Source organism: Streptomyces sp. NPDC088730 (genome assembly GCF_044751215.1).
Lineage (GTDB): Bacteria > Actinomycetota > Actinomycetes > Streptomycetales > Streptomycetaceae > Streptomyces.
Genome location: NZ_JBIVLK010000001.1, coordinates 1211463 through 1227361, shown reverse-complemented (window position 1 = coordinate 1227361; position 15899 = coordinate 1211463). Strand labels below are relative to the sequence as shown.

Below are 15899 nucleotides of genomic sequence, written 5' to 3'. Positions count from 1 at the left end.
GCGGCGCTGCGTCCAAACAGCAATGATCTTTGTCCATGGACCGGCCGCACGCCAGGGGGTGAGGCTGGGTCGCGACATTCCTCCCGGGTTCGCCCGCTCCGTCACACGTGCCGTGTTCCGGCCGTACCCGGTCGCGGAGCACGGTGTTCCGGGACCGCCCGCACAGGAGAGAACGAGCACGATGGCTGACTTCACGGTGGGCGAAGACGACCACTTCCGGTTCGACGGGCGGCCCGTACGGCTGCTGTCGGGTGCCCTGCACTATTTCCGGGTGCACGAGGCGCAGTGGGACCACCGGTTGTCGATGCTGCGGGCGATGGGCCTGAACTGCGTGGAGACGTATGTGCCGTGGAATCTCCACGAGCCCGGGCCCGGCCGGTTCCGGGACGTGGGTGCGCTGGGGAGGTTCCTGGACGCGGCCCGCCGGGCCGGTCTGTGGGCGATCGTCCGTCCGGGTCCGTACATCTGCGCGGAGTGGGAGAACGGTGGTCTGCCGGTCTGGGTGACCGGGCGGTTCGGGCGGCGGGTGCGGACCCGCGACGCCGGGTATCTGGACGCGGTGCGGGGGTGGTTCGCCGAGCTCCTGCCCCAGGTCGTGGAGCGGCAGATCGACCGCGGCGGCCCGGTGATCATGGTCCAGGCGGAGAACGAGTACGGGAGTTACGGCAGCGATCAGGACTATCTGCGGCAGCTGGCGGCGATGCTCGTCGAGTACGGCGTGAGCGTGCCGCTGTTCACCTCGGACGGGCCGGAGGACCACATGCTCACGGGCGGTTCGGTGCCCGGTCTGCTGGCCACGGCGAACTTCGGCTCGGGGGCGCGCGAGGCGTTCCGGGTGCTCCGGCGGCACAGGGACGCGGGCCCGCTGATGTGCATGGAGTTCTGGTGCGGCTGGTTCGAGCACTGGGGCGCCCCTTCTGTCGTGCGCGATCCGGAGCGGGCCGCGGGGGCGCTGCGGGAGATCCTGGAGGGCGGGGCGTCGGTCAACATCTACATGGCGCACGGCGGGACGAACTTCGGCGGCTGGGCGGGCGCCAACCGCGGAGGCCCGCTCCAGGACCAGGAGCTCCAGCCGACGGTGACGTCGTACGACTACGACGCGCCGGTCGATGAGTACGGGCGGCCGACGGAGAAGTTCTGGCTGTTCCGGGAGGTCCTCGCCCGGTACGCGGACGGGCCGCTGCCGGAGCCGCCGCCGGAGCCCGCCGGGCTTGCCGGACCGGTGCGGGCCGAGCTGACCGGCTGGGCGCCGCTCCAGGACGTGCTGGAGGTGCTCGGCGACGAGGAGCAGCCGGAGTCCGGCGTCCCGCCCACGTTCGAGGAGCTGGGGGTCGACCGCGGTCTGGTGCGCTACCGGCTCGGTGTGCCGGGTCCGCGACGGCCGTACGCCCTGGGGGTGTCGGGGCTCCGGGACCGGGCGGTGGTGTACGTGGACGGTGTCCGCAGGGGCGTGCTGAGCGAGGAGGAGGGCACGCTCAAGGAGCCGGTGGCCGGTCCCGCCGAGGTCGAGCTGTGGGTCGAGTCGCTGGGCCGGGTCAACTACGGACCGCGCCTGGGTGAGGCCAAGGGGATCACCGGGGGTGTGCTGCACGAACGGCAGTTCCTGCACGGTGTACGGGCGCGGGCGCTGCGGCTGGACGCGTTCGAGGACGCGGCGGCGGTGGCCGGTGTGCCGTTCGTTCCGCTCGACGGGTCGGGGCGCGGCGGCCTGTACCGGGGCTCCTTCGAGCTCGCGGACGCCGACGGGACCGGGCACGCCGGGCTCGAACTGCCGGGCTGGACGCGCGGGTTCGTCTGGGTGAACGGGTTCTGCCTCGGCCGGTACTGGTCGGCGGGCCCGCAGCGCACGCTGTACGTGCCGGGTCCGGTGCTCCGGGAAGGGCACAACGAGGTGTGGGTGCTGGAGGTGGAGGACGCGGGCGCGCCGTATGCGGAGCTGGGTCCGGGGCTGCCGTCGCGGGGCGCGGCGGACACGCCCCGGGGTGTTTCCTGAAAGTCCCGCTACTGTGGGCGGGAGCCGAGTGGCGCGGACGGGGGTGAGGGTGTGGGCGGCAGCCCCCACGGCAGCCCGGTGGTGCACGGCTTCCCGCACCTGGGCACCGTCCGCTCCGCGATCACCGCGCTGTACCGGCGGCTGTCGTACGACGGTGTGCACCGTTTCGCGCCGAGCCTGCTGCCCGTGGACGCCGCCTTCGCGGACGCGGACGATCTGCATCTCGGCGCGCAGCGTGTGGCGCGGGCGATGGTGCGGCACCTGCGGCTGCCGGATGCCCGGATGGTCGTGGCGTTCCGGGCGATGGAGCATGCGGGAAGTGTCGAACTCGCGGCCGGTCCGGAGTACTTCATCGAGCTCAACGACCGGTTCCGCACCCACCGCAGGGACATCGGGGCCGCGCTGTCGCACGAGGTGACGCATGTGCTGCTGCACCGGCTGGGCCTCGAGTTCCCGGGGATCAGGGACAACGAGATCCTCACCGACACCGCGGCCGCCTATCTGGGGGCGGGCTGGCTGCTGCTGGACGCGTTCCGGGAGGACGCGACCTCCAGTCAGAAGCTCGGCTACCTCACCCCGGAGGAGTTCGGGTACGTACTGGCCAAGCGGGCTCTCGCCTTCGACGAGGACCCCTCGCCCTGGTTCACCAGCCCGCAGGCCTACACCGCGTATACGAAGGGCCGGGCGCGGGCCCTTCGGGAGAGCCTGCAGCCGCCGCTGACGGCGGCGGGGTGGGCGGGCCGGCGCCGCTACGCCAAGGACCGGCGGTACGCCCAGGACCATCCCGGTGCGGCCGCGGCACCGGGGCCGGAGCCCCCGTACGCCTTCGAGACCGGCCGGGACGGGCTGCGGGTCGCCTTCGCGTGCCCGACCTGTCACCAGCGCAACCGGGTGCCGGTGCGCGGCCGGGTGCGGGCCAGGTGCGCGTTGTGCCGCACGGTGCTGGACTGCACGACCTGAGCCGCCGCCCGCAACGGGCCTTGGCGCGAAAGGTATTACAGTCGAAATGTGACAGAAGATCCAATGACCCGGGCGTATCCGGCGGTGGACGGGCAGAGCCTGTTCGACGCCGTGTACGAGGGCGAGGACGCCGTGGTGCGGCTGCTCCGCGCCGGGGTGCCCGTGGAGTCGTCCGACGAGGAGGGCGCGAGCCCGCTGTACCTGGCCTCGGTCTCGGACCGGCCGGGCGTGGTGCGGCTGCTCCTCGCCGGGGGCGCCGATCCGGACCGGGCCTGCGGTCCGGAATCGGGCGACCTGCCGATCTGCGGGGCGGCGTGCGGCGGTCACACCGAGGTGGTCGAGGCGCTGCTGTCCGCGGGCGCCCGGCCGGATCTGCGTGAGCAGTTCGGGTTCACGGCGCTGCGCTGGGCGGTGGGTCTCGGCCACGCGGGGACCGCGCGCACCCTGCTGGCCCACGGCGCCGATCCCTGCCTGCCGGGGCCGGAGGGCGAGGCGCCCCTCGTCCTGGCCGTCCGCAGGGGCTCCCTGGAAACCGTACGGGCGCTGCTGCACCACGGCGCGGGAGCACCGGAGGGGGCGTTGGAGGAGGCGCTCGACGAGGCACGCCGGATGCTGGACGTGGACCTGGAACAGGAGATGCGCGCCGGGCTGCTGGAGGCGTACGGGGAGACCGACGCGCACCGCGTAATGGTGCGCCGTGCCGTCGTCGACGGCGGGGAGACCCTGACGGTCGAACTGGTGCGCGGGGACGGGGAACCGTTCGCGGGCCAGGACCAGCAGACGGGGCACGGCGCGATCGCCACGCTCCTGGAGAACGAGCTGGGGCTGTCGGCCCCGTTCGAGGAACTGGCCCGGCGGGCGCTGCGCTCAGGTGGCCCGGAGCTGGACAACTGGCACGCCTCCGCGGAGGCGCTGCGCGAGCGCGGCGACGAGGAGACCCGGCAGGCGGCGGCCGCGTGGTGCGCGGCGGACGATCCGCTGCGCCGGGCGTTCGGCGCGGATGTCCTGGCACGCTGCCGCACCGAACAAGCCCGCCGGGCACAGAAAAGCCCGTCCGGCGGCTGAGGACGAAGCGTCGCCCGGGTGTTCCCGGGCATCGCTTCCGTCCTCAGCCGCCGGACGGGCTGATTTCCGCTACGCCGCGCGGCGTCCGCGAGCGGGCGCACCGCTGCGGCCGGAGCCGCCGGAGCGACCCGCTCCGGTGCCCCGGGAGGCGCCGCCCGCACCCTGTGCGCCGGTGCCTCCGGCACCGCCCGCACCGCCGCCTCGTCGGCCGCGCCCACGCGTGCCCGAGCGGAAGCCGCCGCCGGTACCGGAGCCGGTGGAAGCTGACCGGGTGCGCGGCTTCGGCTGGGTCGGCTGCGGGATCTCGATCACGATGGCGATGCCGGACGGCTCACGCGCGCCGGTGATCCGGGCGAGCTCCTCGTCGGTGGACTTGATCCGGGTGGTGCGGGGCGCGATGCCCGCGTCCTGCATCAGCCGGGTCATCTCCCGCTTCTCCTCGGGCAGCACCAGTGTGACGACGCTGCCGGACTCCCCGGCGCGCGCCGTGCGCCCGCCGCGGTGGAGGTAGTCCTTGTGATCGGTGGGCGGGTCCACGTTGACGACCAGGTCGAGGTCGTCGACGTGGATGCCGCGCGCCGCCACGTTCGTCGCGACGAGCGCCGTGACCTGGCCGTTCTTGAACTGGTCCAGGGTCCGGTTGCGCTGCGGCTGCGAGCGGCCGCCGTGCAGGGCGGCGGCCCGGACACCGCTGGCGAGCAGCCGCTTGGCGAAGCGGTCGGCGGCACGCTTGGTGTCGACGAACATGATCACCCGGCCCTCGCGGGCGGCGATCTTCGTGGCGACGGCCTTCTTGTCGGTCTCGTCGAGCACGTGGAGCACGTGGTGCTCCATGGTGGTGACGGCGCCGGCGGACGGGTCGACCGAGTGCACGACCGGGTCGGTCAGGAACATCTTGACCAGCCGGTCGATGTTCTTGTCCAGGGTCGCGGAGAAGAGCATCCGCTGCCCGTCCGGCTCGACCTGCTTGAGCAGGGCGACGACCTGCGGCATGAAGCCCATGTCGGCCATCTGGTCGGCCTCGTCGAGGACGGTGATGGCGACCTGGTCGAGGCGGCAGTCGCCGCGTTCGATGAGGTCCTTGAGCCGGCCAGGCGTGGCGACGAGCACCTCGGCGCCACGGCGCAGGGTGCCGGACTGCTTGGTGATCGACATCCCGCCGACCACGGTGGCCATCCGCAGGTTGACCGCGGTGGCGTAGGGCGTGAGCGCGTCGGTGACCTGCTGGGCGAGCTCGCGGGTCGGGACGAGGACGAGGACGAGCGGCGCCTTGGGCTCGGAGCGCCGTCCGGCGGTGCGGGCCAGCAGCGCGAGGCCGAAGGCGAGGGTCTTGCCGGAGCCGGTGCGGCCCCGGCCGAGGATGTCCCGGCCGGCCAGCGAGTTCGGCAGGGTGGCGCCCTGGATCGGGAAGGGGTCGGTGACGCCCTGCGCGGCAAGGGTTTTCAGCAGGGCGGCGGGCATGTCCAGCTCGGCGAACGCCTCGACGGCGGGCAGTGCGGGGGTCATGGTTTCGGGCAGGGCGAACTCACCCTGCGGCGGCGTGGCCTTGCGACGCGGCGACGCCTTGCCGGATCCCTTGCCGGAACCCTGTGCGGTTGCCTTTGCCTGGGCCGTGCCACGCCCCCTCGACGGGCGATTGCGGGCGGGACGGTCCTGACGTTCGGAGCGGGTCATACGGAATTGCCCTCCTGGGGATTCCTGGGAACTACGTGGGACTGCTGGGACTTTGCCGGGGCCCGCGCGGAATGCGGACTGCTGCACGCGGTGCGCGGGGGCCCGGGACACCCGGGGTGCTTCGTCGCACCCGGTGCGGGGCGCCGGTGGGCGCCCGGAACGTACGTATTCCCAGGGACAGCACAAGCCGGGACCCGCACCTTCACGGTGCGGGCCCCGGCTGCGAGGTACGCGTCCGGCAATTAGGCCGGGACGATGTTCTCCGCCTGCGGGCCCTTCTGGCCCTGCGTGACGTCGAAGGAGACCTTCTGGCCCTCCTGGAGCTCACGGAAGCCCTGGGTGGCGATGTTGGAGTAGTGGGCGAAGACGTCGGCGCCGCCGCCGTCCTGCTCGATGAAGCCGAAGCCCTTTTCCGAGTTGAACCACTTCACGGTTCCAGTAGCCATGTCATTCTCCTAAAACAGGTGCAGTGCCGGAAATCCGCACTTTACGAATTCCAAGTCGCCGCATTGAGCCCCACCCGGAGAAAGCCGGAAAACAATAAAGCGCCTGAGGAAGCATTCCCGTCAGGCGCACATAAAGTTCATGGGTACCAAAACTGCAACCGGACCACCGTAGCACGATCTGCCGACCAGCGGTGGGACACGCCACGCCGCCGGCCGGCTGTTTTCCGGGGGAACCCATGGGGCGCAAGGGACGGAACCGTTCGAAGATCGCCGAAGAGAAGACCGCCGAAGCCGCGGGACCACCTCAGCCGCGCAGGGCGATCCCGTCCAGGACCATCGAGAGGTACTGGCGGGCGATCTCCTCCGGGCTGTGCTGTCCGCCCGGCCGGTACCAGGAGGCGGCGACCCAGACGGTGTCGCGGACGAACCGGTAGGTGAGGCGGATGTCGAGATCGGCGCGGAAGACCCGGTCCGCGACGCCGCGCTCCAGGGTGCCCAGCCAGGCCTTCTCGAACTTCCGCTGGGAGTCGACGAGGTACTGGAACCTCGGCTGGGCCGCCAGGTGCTGGGACTCCTTCTGGTAGATGGCGACGGCGGCACGGTGCCGGTCGATCTCCCGGAAGGACTCGGTGACGAGGGCCTCGATGGTCTCCCTGGGGCCGAGCCCGGCGGCGAGCACCGCGTCGTATCCCTCCCACAGCTCGTTCAGGAAGGTGGAGAGGATCTCGTCGACCATCGATTCCTTGGAGTCGAAGTGGTAGTAGAGGCTGCCCGCGAGCATTCCGGCCGCGTCCGCGATCCGGCGGACGGTCGTGGCGTTGTATCCCTGCGCGGCGAACACCTCCGCGGCGGTGGCGAGCAGCTCGCCGCGCCGCTCGGGGGAGGGCGTCGCCTGTGGCTTCTTCTTGGTAGGCACCCGCCCATTCTCCGCCCGGTGCGGGGTGCCACGGCCACCGCGTCACCCTTCCCCCTGCCGGTCAGGGCGCTGTCGTCGTCGACCCGTCGTCGTTGCCCCGGCGGATCGTGCGTACCGGGCGGCCGGGGCGCCAGGACTGGATGACCATGGTGTCGCCGCCCTCAAGTCCTACGCGTACCACCTCGGTGAGCTCCACCCGGAAGAGGTGGAAGGGCTCCGGCGGCGTCACCTCGTCGATGAACCGGGCCAGCACCTCGGGGTCTGTCACCTCCACCGCCCGGCCGGAGATCCGGGCGTCCCCGTCGGCCATCTCGGCGCCGGGGCCGGGATTGGCGTGCACCGCGAAGCGGGGGTCGCGGCGCAGGTCCAGCGCCTTGCGGGAGTTCGGCATCATGCCGAGGAACGGCTCGCCCAGCCGGAACTCCACTTCGAGGCCGGTCACCCGGGGCGAGCCGTCCTTCCGGAGGGTCGCCAGGACGTGGTGCCTGTACTGCTCGAAGCGCCGGCGCACGGTGTCGGCGAAGTCCGGCTCCGCGGTCCGGAAGTCTGCCCAGGAGTTCGATGTCATGAGTTCATCGAACCCGGTAATCCCGACAGCTCCTGTCCGGATTTTCCAGCCGTTGCCCGGACCACCCGTTCGGATGCCGTCAGGTGCCGTCCCCGGCTGTGCGCCGGCCGCCGGGCACGTGTCCCGAGAGCGTGATCAGCGCCGCGTACCCGTACGTCCGCAGCACGCACGACGCGCGGCCGTGCAGCGACACCGCGTCGTAGCGGCCGAGCCCGGTGTCCGTACCGTCGATGGCGGCGCCGTCCTCCAGCGCCACCGCCAGCACCGTCCCGCCCTCGGGCGCGGCGAGCCGCAGGGTGCCGCGCACGACCGCCACCTCGGCCCGTACGCGGTCCCTGCGGTGCATCACGTTGAGGTTGACGACCGGGCCCGCCAGCAGCCGTCCGCCGGTCGCCGCGTCGCCCGGGAAGCCGTGGGGCCAGTACGGCTCGTCGACGATGTGGTGCTCGCCGTCCACCATGAGGTCCATCCCGGCGCCCTCCACCACGGTCAGGGTGCGGTCCACGCCGGGGAACGCGGAGAACGGCCCGTCCTCTGTGACGTCCGCGAGGCTGACCCGCCAGTCGAAGCCGTCGCCCGCCGGGCCGGGCGCCGCGGCGATCTCGCGGGTGACTCCCCCGCCGTTCTTCCAGGGGACCGGAGCCCGGCCCGCCGCGGGCAGGATCCGGAACGCCTCGGAGGTCATGGGGGTGCTCCGGTCTCTACGGGGGCAGGGACACCGAGCCTAGCCACCTGATGGTCCGCGGTCCCCCGGGGTTCGCTATCTTGATCGCCGCCGCCCCCCACCGGCCGCTCTCGCCCGTTCACCGATGAAGGAGCCGGCCATGGAGGCCGCCATCACCACGTGCTACCGCCACCCCTCGTACGAGACGTATGTGAGCTGTACCCGTTGCGAGCGCTTCATCTGCCCCGACTGCATGCGGGAGGCCTCGGTCGGCCACCACTGCGTGGAGTGCGTCAAGGAGGGGCGGCGTTCGGTCCGGCAGCCGCGGACGGTCTTCGGCGGGGCGGTGGCCGGGAGCGCGGTTCCGCTCGTCACCTGTGTGCTGATGGGCCTGAACATCCTGGTGTACCTGGCCGAGCTGGTGCGCCCGGGGATCGTGGACCGGTTCGGCATGACGGGTGCGGAGCTGACCGGTCCGGACGGCGCCAGGTACGTCTACGAGAGCGGCGGCATCCCCGGCTTCGACGTGACCGGGGTGCTGGGCGGTGAGTGGTACCGGCTGCTGACCGGCGCTTTCCTGCACCTGCCGCCCGGCGGCCCGGACCTCGGTTCGCTGCCGTTCGGGGTGCTGCACATCGTCTTCAACATGTACGCGCTGTGGAACCTGGGCCGGGTCGTGGAGGGGCAGCTGGGGCGGGTCCGCTTCCTCGCGCTGTACCTGCTGTCCGCGCTGGGCGGTTCGGTGCTGGTGTACCTGGTCGCGCCGCTGGAGACCTCGGTGGGCGCCTCCGGCGCGGTCTTCGGGCTCGCGGCGGCCTTCTACGTCATCAGCCGGCGGCTGGGCCGGGACATGCACGCGGTGAACAGGTTCCTGGCCGGGTTCCTGGTGTGGATGGTGGTCTCGGCCGGGTTCACCTCATGGCAGGGCCATCTGGGCGGGCTGCTGACCGGTGCGCTGGTGACGGTGGTCTACGCGTACGCCCCGGCGGAGCGGCGTACCTCGGTCCAGGCCGCCGGGTGTGTGGTGCTGTCCGCGGTGCTGGTGCTGCTGGTGGTCCTCAAGACGTCGGCGCTGACGGGCTGAGCGGTCCCGGCCCGGGATGCGCCACGGCGCCTGCCGAATCGTCCGGTCGGGGACGGGCAGGCGCCGCGTTCAGTTCCGTACGCCGTTGTACGGGACGTCTGTGTGCCGTGATCAGACCATCATGGAACGGTCCGTCGGGCGGATCGGGGCCGGCAGTGCGCTGGCCCCGGTGAGGAAGCGGTCCACGCCGCGTGCCGCGGAGCGGCCCTCGGCGATGGCCCACACGATGAGGGACTGGCCCCGGCCGGCGTCACCGGCGACGAACACGCCCTCGACATTCGTAGCGTACTGGTCGTCGCGGGCGACGTTGCCACGGGCGTCGAGTTCCACGCCGAACTGCTGGACGAGGCCGTTGGCCTGGTCGGTGCCGGTGAAGCCCATGGCGAGGGTGACCAGCTGCGCCGGGATGACCCGCTCGGTGCCGGTCTTCTGCTCCAGCTTGCCGTCCTTGAACTCCACCTCGATGAGGTGGAGGGACTGGACGTTGCCGTCCTCGTCGCCCTCGAAGTGGGTGGTGGAGACGGAGTAGACGCGCTCGCCGCCCTCCTCGTGCGCGGAGGTGACCTTGTAGAGCACCGGGAAGGTCGGCCAGGGCTGGTTGGCGTTCCGATCCTCGCCCGGCCTGGGCATGATCTCCAGCTGGGTGACGGAGAGGGCGCCCTGCCGGTGGGCGGTGCCGACGCAGTCGGCGCCGGTGTCGCCGCCGCCGATGACGACGACGTGCTTGCCCTCCGCGGTGATCGGGGAGACCGTCAGGTCGCCCTCCTGCACCTTGTTGGCGAGCGGCAGGTACTCCATCGCGAAGTGCACGCCGTTCAGCTCGCGGCCCGGGACGGGCAGGTCACGGGAGACGGTGGCACCTGCGGCGATGACGACGGCGTCGTAGCGGCGGCGCAGCTTGGCGGCGTCGACGTCCTTGCCGACCTCCACCTCGGTGCGGAACTTGGTGCCCTCCGCGCGCATCTGCTCGATGCGGCGGTTGATGTGCGACTTCTCCATCTTGAACTCGGGGATGCCGTACCGCAGGAGGCCCCCGATGCGGTCCGCGCGCTCGTAGACGGCCACGGTGTGGCCGGCTCGGGTCAGCTGCTGGGCGGCGGCGAGTCCGGCCGGTCCCGAGCCGATGACGGCCACGGTCTTGCCGGAGAGGCGCTCGGGCGGCTGCGGGGTGACGTCGCCCCGGTCCCACGCCTGGTCGATGATGGAGACTTCGACGTTCTTGATGGTGACGGCCGGCTGGTTGATGCCGAGCACGCACGCCGACTCGCACGGGGCGGGGCAGAGCCGTCCGGTGAACTCCGGGAAGTTGTTCGTGGCGTGCAGGCGCTCGGACGCGGCGGTCCAGTCCTCGCGGTAGGCGTAGTCGTTCCACTCGGGGATGAGGTTTCCGAGCGGGCAGCCCTGGTGGCAGAACGGGATGCCGCAGTCCATGCAGCGGCCGGCCTGCTTGCTGATGATCGGGAGCAGCGAGCCCGGAACGTAGACCTCGTTCCAGTCCTTGACGCGCTCATCCACGGGGCGGGTCTCGGCGACCTCGCGGCCGGTGGTCAGGAAGCCCTTGGGGTCAGCCATTGGTCGCCGCCTCCATCATCTTCTCGGTGGTCTCCTGCTCGGAGAGACCGGCGAGCTCAGCGGCGTCCTTGGCGGCGAGCACTGCCTTGTAGGTGGACGGGATGATCTTGCTGAAGCGGGTCACGGCGCTGTCCCACTCGGCGAGGAGCTTCTCGGCGACCGTCGATCCGGTCTCCTCCTGGTGGCGGCGCACGACGTCGTGCAGCCACTGCTTGTCGGTGTCGGAGAGCTCCTCGACGGCGCCGAGGTTCCCGACGTTGACGTGGTCGCGCTGGAGGTCGATGACGTAGGCGACGCCGCCCGACATGCCGGCCGCGAAGTTGCGTCCGGTCTCGCCGAGGACGACGGCGTGTCCGCCGGTCATGTACTCGCAGCCGTGGTCGCCCACGCCCTCGGAGACGACCGTGGCGCCGGAGTTGCGGACGCAGAAGCGCTCACCGGTGCGGCCGCGCAGGAACAGTTCGCCGCCGGTGGCGCCGTAGGCGATGGTGTTGCCCGCGATGGTGGAGTACTCGGCGAGGTGGTCGGCGCCCCGGTCCGGGCGGACGATGACGCGGCCGCCGGAGAGGCCCTTGCCGACGTAGTCGTTGGCGTCGCCCTCCAGGCGCAGGGTCACCCCGCCGGGGAGGAAGGCGCCGAAGGACTGGCCCGCGGAGCCGGTGAAGGTGATGTCGATGGTGTCCTCGGGCAGGCCCGCGCCGCCGAACTTCTTCGTGACCTCGTGACCGAGCATGGTGCCGACGGTCCGGTTGATGTTGCGGATCGCGATCTGCGCGCGGACCGGCTGGGCGGCCTCGGCGCTGCCGGCCTTCAGGGCGTCGGCGGCCAGCTTGATCAGCTCGTTGTCCAGCGCCTTGTCCAGTCCGTGGTCCTGCTCCGCGATCTGGTGGCGGACGGCGCCGTCGGCCAGTTCGGGGACGTGGAACAGCGGGGCGAGGTCGAGGCCCTGGGCCTTCCAGTGCGTGATCGCCCGGTCGGTGTCGAGCAGCTCGGCGTGGCCGACGGCCTCCTCGATCGTCCGGAAGCCGAGCTCGGCGAGGATCTCGCGGACTTCCTGGGCGATGAACTCGAAGAAGTTGACGATGTACTCGGCCTTGCCGGAGAAGCGGTCCCGCAGGACCGGGTTCTGGGTGGCGATGCCGACGGGGCAGGTGTCCAGGTGGCAGACGCGCATCATGACGCAGCCGGAGACGACGAGCGGCGCGGTCGCGAAACCGAACTCCTCCGCGCCCAGCAGTGCGGCGATGACGACGTCGCGGCCGGTCTTGAGCTGGCCGTCGGTCTGTACGACGATGCGGTCGCGCAGTCCGTTGAGCAGCAGCGTCTGCTGGGTCTCGGCGAGGCCGAGCTCCCAGGGGCCGCCTGCGTGCTTCAGCGAGGTCAGCGGGGAGGCGCCCGTTCCGCCGTCGTGGCCGGAGATGAGGACGACGTCCGCGTGTGCCTTGGAGACACCGGCGGCGACCGTGCCGACGCCGACCTCGGAGACCAGCTTCACGTGGATGCGGGCCGCCGGGTTGGCGTTCTTGAGGTCGTGGATCAGCTGGGCCAGGTCCTCGATGGAGTAGATGTCGTGGTGCGGCGGCGGCGAGATGAGGCCGACACCGGGGGTGGAGTGCCGGGTCTTGGCGACCCACGGGTAGACCTTGTGGCCGGGCAGCTGGCCGCCCTCGCCGGGCTTGGCGCCCTGCGCCATCTTGATCTGGATGTCGTCCGCGTTGACCAGGTACTCGCTGGTGACGCCGAAGCGGCCGGAGGCGACCTGCTTGATGGAGGAGCGGCGCGCCGGGTCGTAGAGCCGGTCGGCGTCCTCGCCCCCCTCGCCGGTGTTGGACTTGCCGCCCAGCTGGTTCATGGCGATGGCGAGGGTCTCGTGCGCCTCGCGGGAGATCGAGCCGTAGGACATGGCGCCGGTGGAGAAGCGCTTGACGAGGTCCGAGACGGACTCGACCTCTTCGATGTCGATGGCCTCGCGGTCCGAGGTGAAGCCGAACAGGCCGCGGAGCGTCATCAGCCGTTCGGACTGCTCGTTCACCCGGTCCGTGTACTGCTTGAAGATGTCGTAGCGGCGGTTGCGGGTGGCGTGCTGGAGGCGGAAGACCGTCTCCGGGTCGAACAGGTGCGGTTCGCCCTCGCGGCGCCACTGGTACTCGCCGCCGATCTCCAGCGCGCGGTGCGAGGCGGAGATGCCGGTGGCCGGGTAGCCCTTGGCGTGCCGGGCGGCGACCTCCTTGGCGACGACGTCGAGTCCGGCGCCGCCGATCTTGGTGGCGGTGCCGTTGAAGTACCGGTCGACGAAGGACTGGTCGAGGCCGACGGCCTCGAAGACCTGGGCGCCCCGGTAGGAGGCGACGGTGGAGATGCCCATCTTGGACATCACCTTCAGGACGCCCTTGCCCAGTGCGTAGATCAGGTTGCGGATGGCCTGCTCGGCCTCGATGCCCTCGATGAAGGTGCCGGCCCGGACCAGGTCCTCGACGGACTCCATCGCCAGGTACGGGTTGACCGCGGCGGCGCCGAAGCCGATCAGCAGCGCGACGTGGTGGACCTCGCGGACGTCACCGGCCTCGACCAGCAGGCCCACCTGGGTGCGCTGCTTGGTGCGGATGAGGTGGTGGTGGACGGACGAGGTGAGCAGCAGCGAGGGGATCGGTGCGTGCTCGGCGTCGGAGTGCCGGTCGGACAGGACGATCAGTCGGGCGCCGTCCTCGATGGCGGCGTCGACCTCGGTACAGATCTCCTCGATCCGTGCGGCCAGCGCCTCACCGCCGCCGCCGACCCGGTAGAGCCCGGAGAGCGTGGCGGCCTTCATCCCCGGCATGTCGCCGTCGGCGTTGATGTGTATGAGCTTGGCCAGCTCGTCGTTGTCGATCACCGGGAACGGCAGCGTGACGCTGCGGCAGGCCGCGGCGGTCGGCTCCAGGATGTTGCCGGCCGGGCCGAGCGTGGAGCGCAGCGAGGTGACGAGCTCCTCGCGGATGGCGTCCAGCGGCGGGTTGGTGACCTGGGCGAACAGCTGGGTGAAGTAGTCGAAGAGCAGCCGGGGCCGGGCGGACAGGGCGGCGATCGGGGAGTCGGTGCCCATGGAGCCGAGCGGTTCGCCGGCGGTGCGGGCCATCGGGGCGAGGATGACGCGGAGCTCTTCCTCGGTGTAGCCGAAGGTCTGCTGGCGGCGGGTGACGGAGGCGTGCGTGTGGACGATGTGCTCCCGCTCGGGGAGGTCCTCCAGCTCGATCTCGCCGGTTTCCAGCCACTCCTGGTAGGGCTGCTCGGCGGCGAGGGACGCCTTGATCTCGTCGTCCTCGATGATGCGGTGCTCGGCGGTGTCGACGAGGAACATCTTGCCGGGCTGCAGGCGGCCCTTGCGGACGACCTTGGCGGGGTCGATGTCCAGGACGCCGACCTCGGAGGAGAGGACGACGAGTCCGTCGTCGGTGACCCAGTAGCGGCCGGGGCGCAGACCGTTGCGGTCGAGGACCGCGCCGACCTGGACGCCGTCGGTGAAGGTGACGCAGGCCGGACCGTCCCAGGGCTCCATCATCGTGGAGTGGTACTGGTAGAAGGCGCGCCGGGCGGGGTCCATGGAGGCGTGGTTCTCCCATGCCTCGGGGACCATCATCAGCACCGAGTGCGGCAGCGAGCGGCCGCCGAGGTGGAGGAGCTCCAGGACCTCGTCGAAGGAGGCGGAGTCGGAGGCGTCCGGGGTGCAGACGGGGAAGATCCGGTCCAGCTGCTCCGTGCCGAAGAGGCTGGAGGCGAGCTGGGACTCGCGGGCCTTCATCCAGTTGCGGTTGCCCTTGACCGTGTTGATCTCGCCGTTGTGCGCGACGAAGCGGTAGGGGTGTGCGAGCGGCCAGCTCGGGAAGGTGTTGGTGGAGAAGCGCGAGTGGACCAGCGCGACCGTGGTGGCGAAGCGGGCGTCGGAGAGGTCCGGGAAGAACGGCTCCAGCTGCCCGGTGGTGAGCATGCCCTTGTAGACGACCGTGCGGGCGGAGAGCGACGGGAAGTAGACCCCGGTCTCACGCTCGGCGCGCTTGCGCAGCACGAAGGCCTTGCGGTCCAGGACGATCCCGGTGCTCTCGCCGTCGGCGACGAAGAGCTGGCGGAAATCGGGCATGGTGGCGCGGGCGCGCTTGCCGAGGATGTCGGGGGTGACCGGGACGTCGCGCCAGCCGAGGACCTTGAGGCCCTCTTCGGCGGCGATCTTCTCAAGGCCGTGGACGGCCGCTGTGGAGTCGTCCGCGGGGAGGAATGCGATGCCGACGGCGTAGGCACCGGCCTCGGGGAGGTCGAAGGGGACCTCTGCGCGCAGGAAGGCGTCCGGTACCTGGAGCAGGATTCCGGCTCCGTCACCGGAGTCGGGCTCGGATCCGGTGGCGCCGCGGTGTTCGAGATTGCGCAGTACGGTCAGCGCCTGCTCTACCAGCTCGTGGCCGGCCACACCGGTCAGAGTGGCCACGAACCCGACACCACAGGCGTCGTGCTCGTTGCGGGGGTCGTACATCCCCTGCTGGGCGGGGCGACCGTCCATGGGCGACCAGGCGTCGGTGCGCATCGGCTCTCCCGTCGTCGTCGTGGCATATGAACAGCCGAGGGACGACTCTGGCCCTCTGCGAAATTTCGTGCAGATTACATGATGGGACGCTTCTCAAGAAGCGGATAGCTCGTTCCAACATACGGACACCGCTGATGGCGGTGGAGGGGGTCGCAGTCGGAGGATCGGCGCCCGGGAGACCGCAGAGAGCAGGCGTCGTTGCCTGCGGTGTCTACGGCTCATGCCCGGCGGGAGCGAAAACGAAACCGCCGGGTAACGACTACTTATGTGTAGTCCTGCATAGAGTCTCATTTTACGTCGCGTGAACGCGTTCCGCCCAGTGGCCCTGATCAGGACGTACGTCACACGGATGACGCACACGTTACGGGCCGGGACCCTGGTTCCGGTCCCGGCCCGCGACGTGTG

11 protein-coding genes are annotated in these 15899 nt (G+C 71.1%); 4 read left to right on the top strand and 7 right to left on the bottom strand.

The window, feature by feature from the left end:
- Positions 1 to 181: 181 nt before the first annotated feature.
- From ACIP89_RS05490 to ACIP89_RS05480, 3 genes are read left to right on the top strand one after another with little or no spacing between them, the layout of a single operon-like run.
- Positions 182 to 1993 (top strand): beta-galactosidase family protein, encoded by a 1812-nt coding sequence (locus tag ACIP89_RS05490; protein ID WP_401925557.1) that lies wholly within the window; start codon positions 182 to 184, stop codon positions 1991 to 1993.
- Between the two features lie 51 nt (positions 1994 to 2044).
- Entirely contained in the window at positions 2045 to 2953 is a 909-nt protein-coding gene (locus ACIP89_RS05485) for a hypothetical protein (RefSeq protein ID WP_402113128.1), read from the top strand.
- Positions 2954 to 3001: 48 nt separating this feature from the next.
- Complete coding sequence (locus ACIP89_RS05480; protein WP_402113126.1) at positions 3002 to 4018, top strand: ankyrin repeat domain-containing protein; 1017 nt, start codon at positions 3002 to 3004, stop codon at positions 4016 to 4018.
- 69 nt (positions 4019 to 4087) lie between these two features.
- On the opposite strand, the gene ACIP89_RS05475 is transcribed toward ACIP89_RS05480, so the two are convergent.
- The 5 genes from ACIP89_RS05475 to ACIP89_RS05455 all read right to left on the bottom strand — a co-directional run bounded on the left by ACIP89_RS05475 (position 4088) and on the right by ACIP89_RS05455 (position 8307).
- Positions 4088 to 5692: a DEAD/DEAH box helicase gene (locus ACIP89_RS05475; protein ID WP_401925552.1), complete on the bottom strand. Its 1605-nt coding sequence runs from the start codon at positions 5690 to 5692 to the stop codon at positions 4088 to 4090.
- A 242-nt stretch (positions 5693 to 5934) separates the two neighbouring features.
- A complete protein-coding gene (locus tag ACIP89_RS05470; RefSeq protein WP_015607926.1) occupies positions 5935 to 6138 on the bottom strand; it encodes a cold-shock protein in 204 nt (67 codons plus the stop codon).
- A 304-nt stretch (positions 6139 to 6442) separates the two neighbouring features.
- A complete protein-coding gene (locus ACIP89_RS05465; protein WP_401923055.1) occupies positions 6443 to 7054 on the bottom strand; it encodes a TetR/AcrR family transcriptional regulator in 612 nt (203 codons plus the stop codon).
- 61 nt (positions 7055 to 7115) lie between these two features.
- Positions 7116 to 7622, bottom strand: a complete 507-nt coding sequence (locus tag ACIP89_RS05460; protein ID WP_401923052.1) for a pyridoxamine 5'-phosphate oxidase family protein — start codon at positions 7620 to 7622, stop codon at positions 7116 to 7118.
- 79 nt (positions 7623 to 7701) lie between these two features.
- The gene (locus ACIP89_RS05455; protein WP_402113123.1) at positions 7702 to 8307 is read right to left on the bottom strand and encodes a HutD family protein; all 606 of its coding nucleotides are present in this window, start codon (positions 8305 to 8307) and stop codon (positions 7702 to 7704) included.
- Positions 8308 to 8446: 139 nt separating this feature from the next.
- Here ACIP89_RS05455 and ACIP89_RS05450 point away from each other — a divergent pair, with 139 nt between their 5' ends.
- Entirely contained in the window at positions 8447 to 9370 is a 924-nt protein-coding gene (locus ACIP89_RS05450) for a rhomboid family intramembrane serine protease (protein ID WP_402113120.1), read from the top strand.
- Positions 9371 to 9481: 111 nt separating this feature from the next.
- Here ACIP89_RS05450 and ACIP89_RS05445 read toward each other — a convergent pair whose 3' ends face one another.
- Positions 9482 to 10942 (bottom strand): glutamate synthase subunit beta, encoded by a 1461-nt coding sequence (locus ACIP89_RS05445; protein WP_401925546.1) that lies wholly within the window; start codon positions 10940 to 10942, stop codon positions 9482 to 9484.
- Positions 10935 to 15494, bottom strand: a complete 4560-nt coding sequence (gene gltB, locus ACIP89_RS05440; protein ID WP_402113118.1) for a glutamate synthase large subunit — start codon at positions 15492 to 15494, stop codon at positions 10935 to 10937. Before gltB ends, ACIP89_RS05445 begins: the two co-directional genes overlap by 8 nt.
- Positions 15495 to 15899 lie beyond the last annotated feature (405 nt).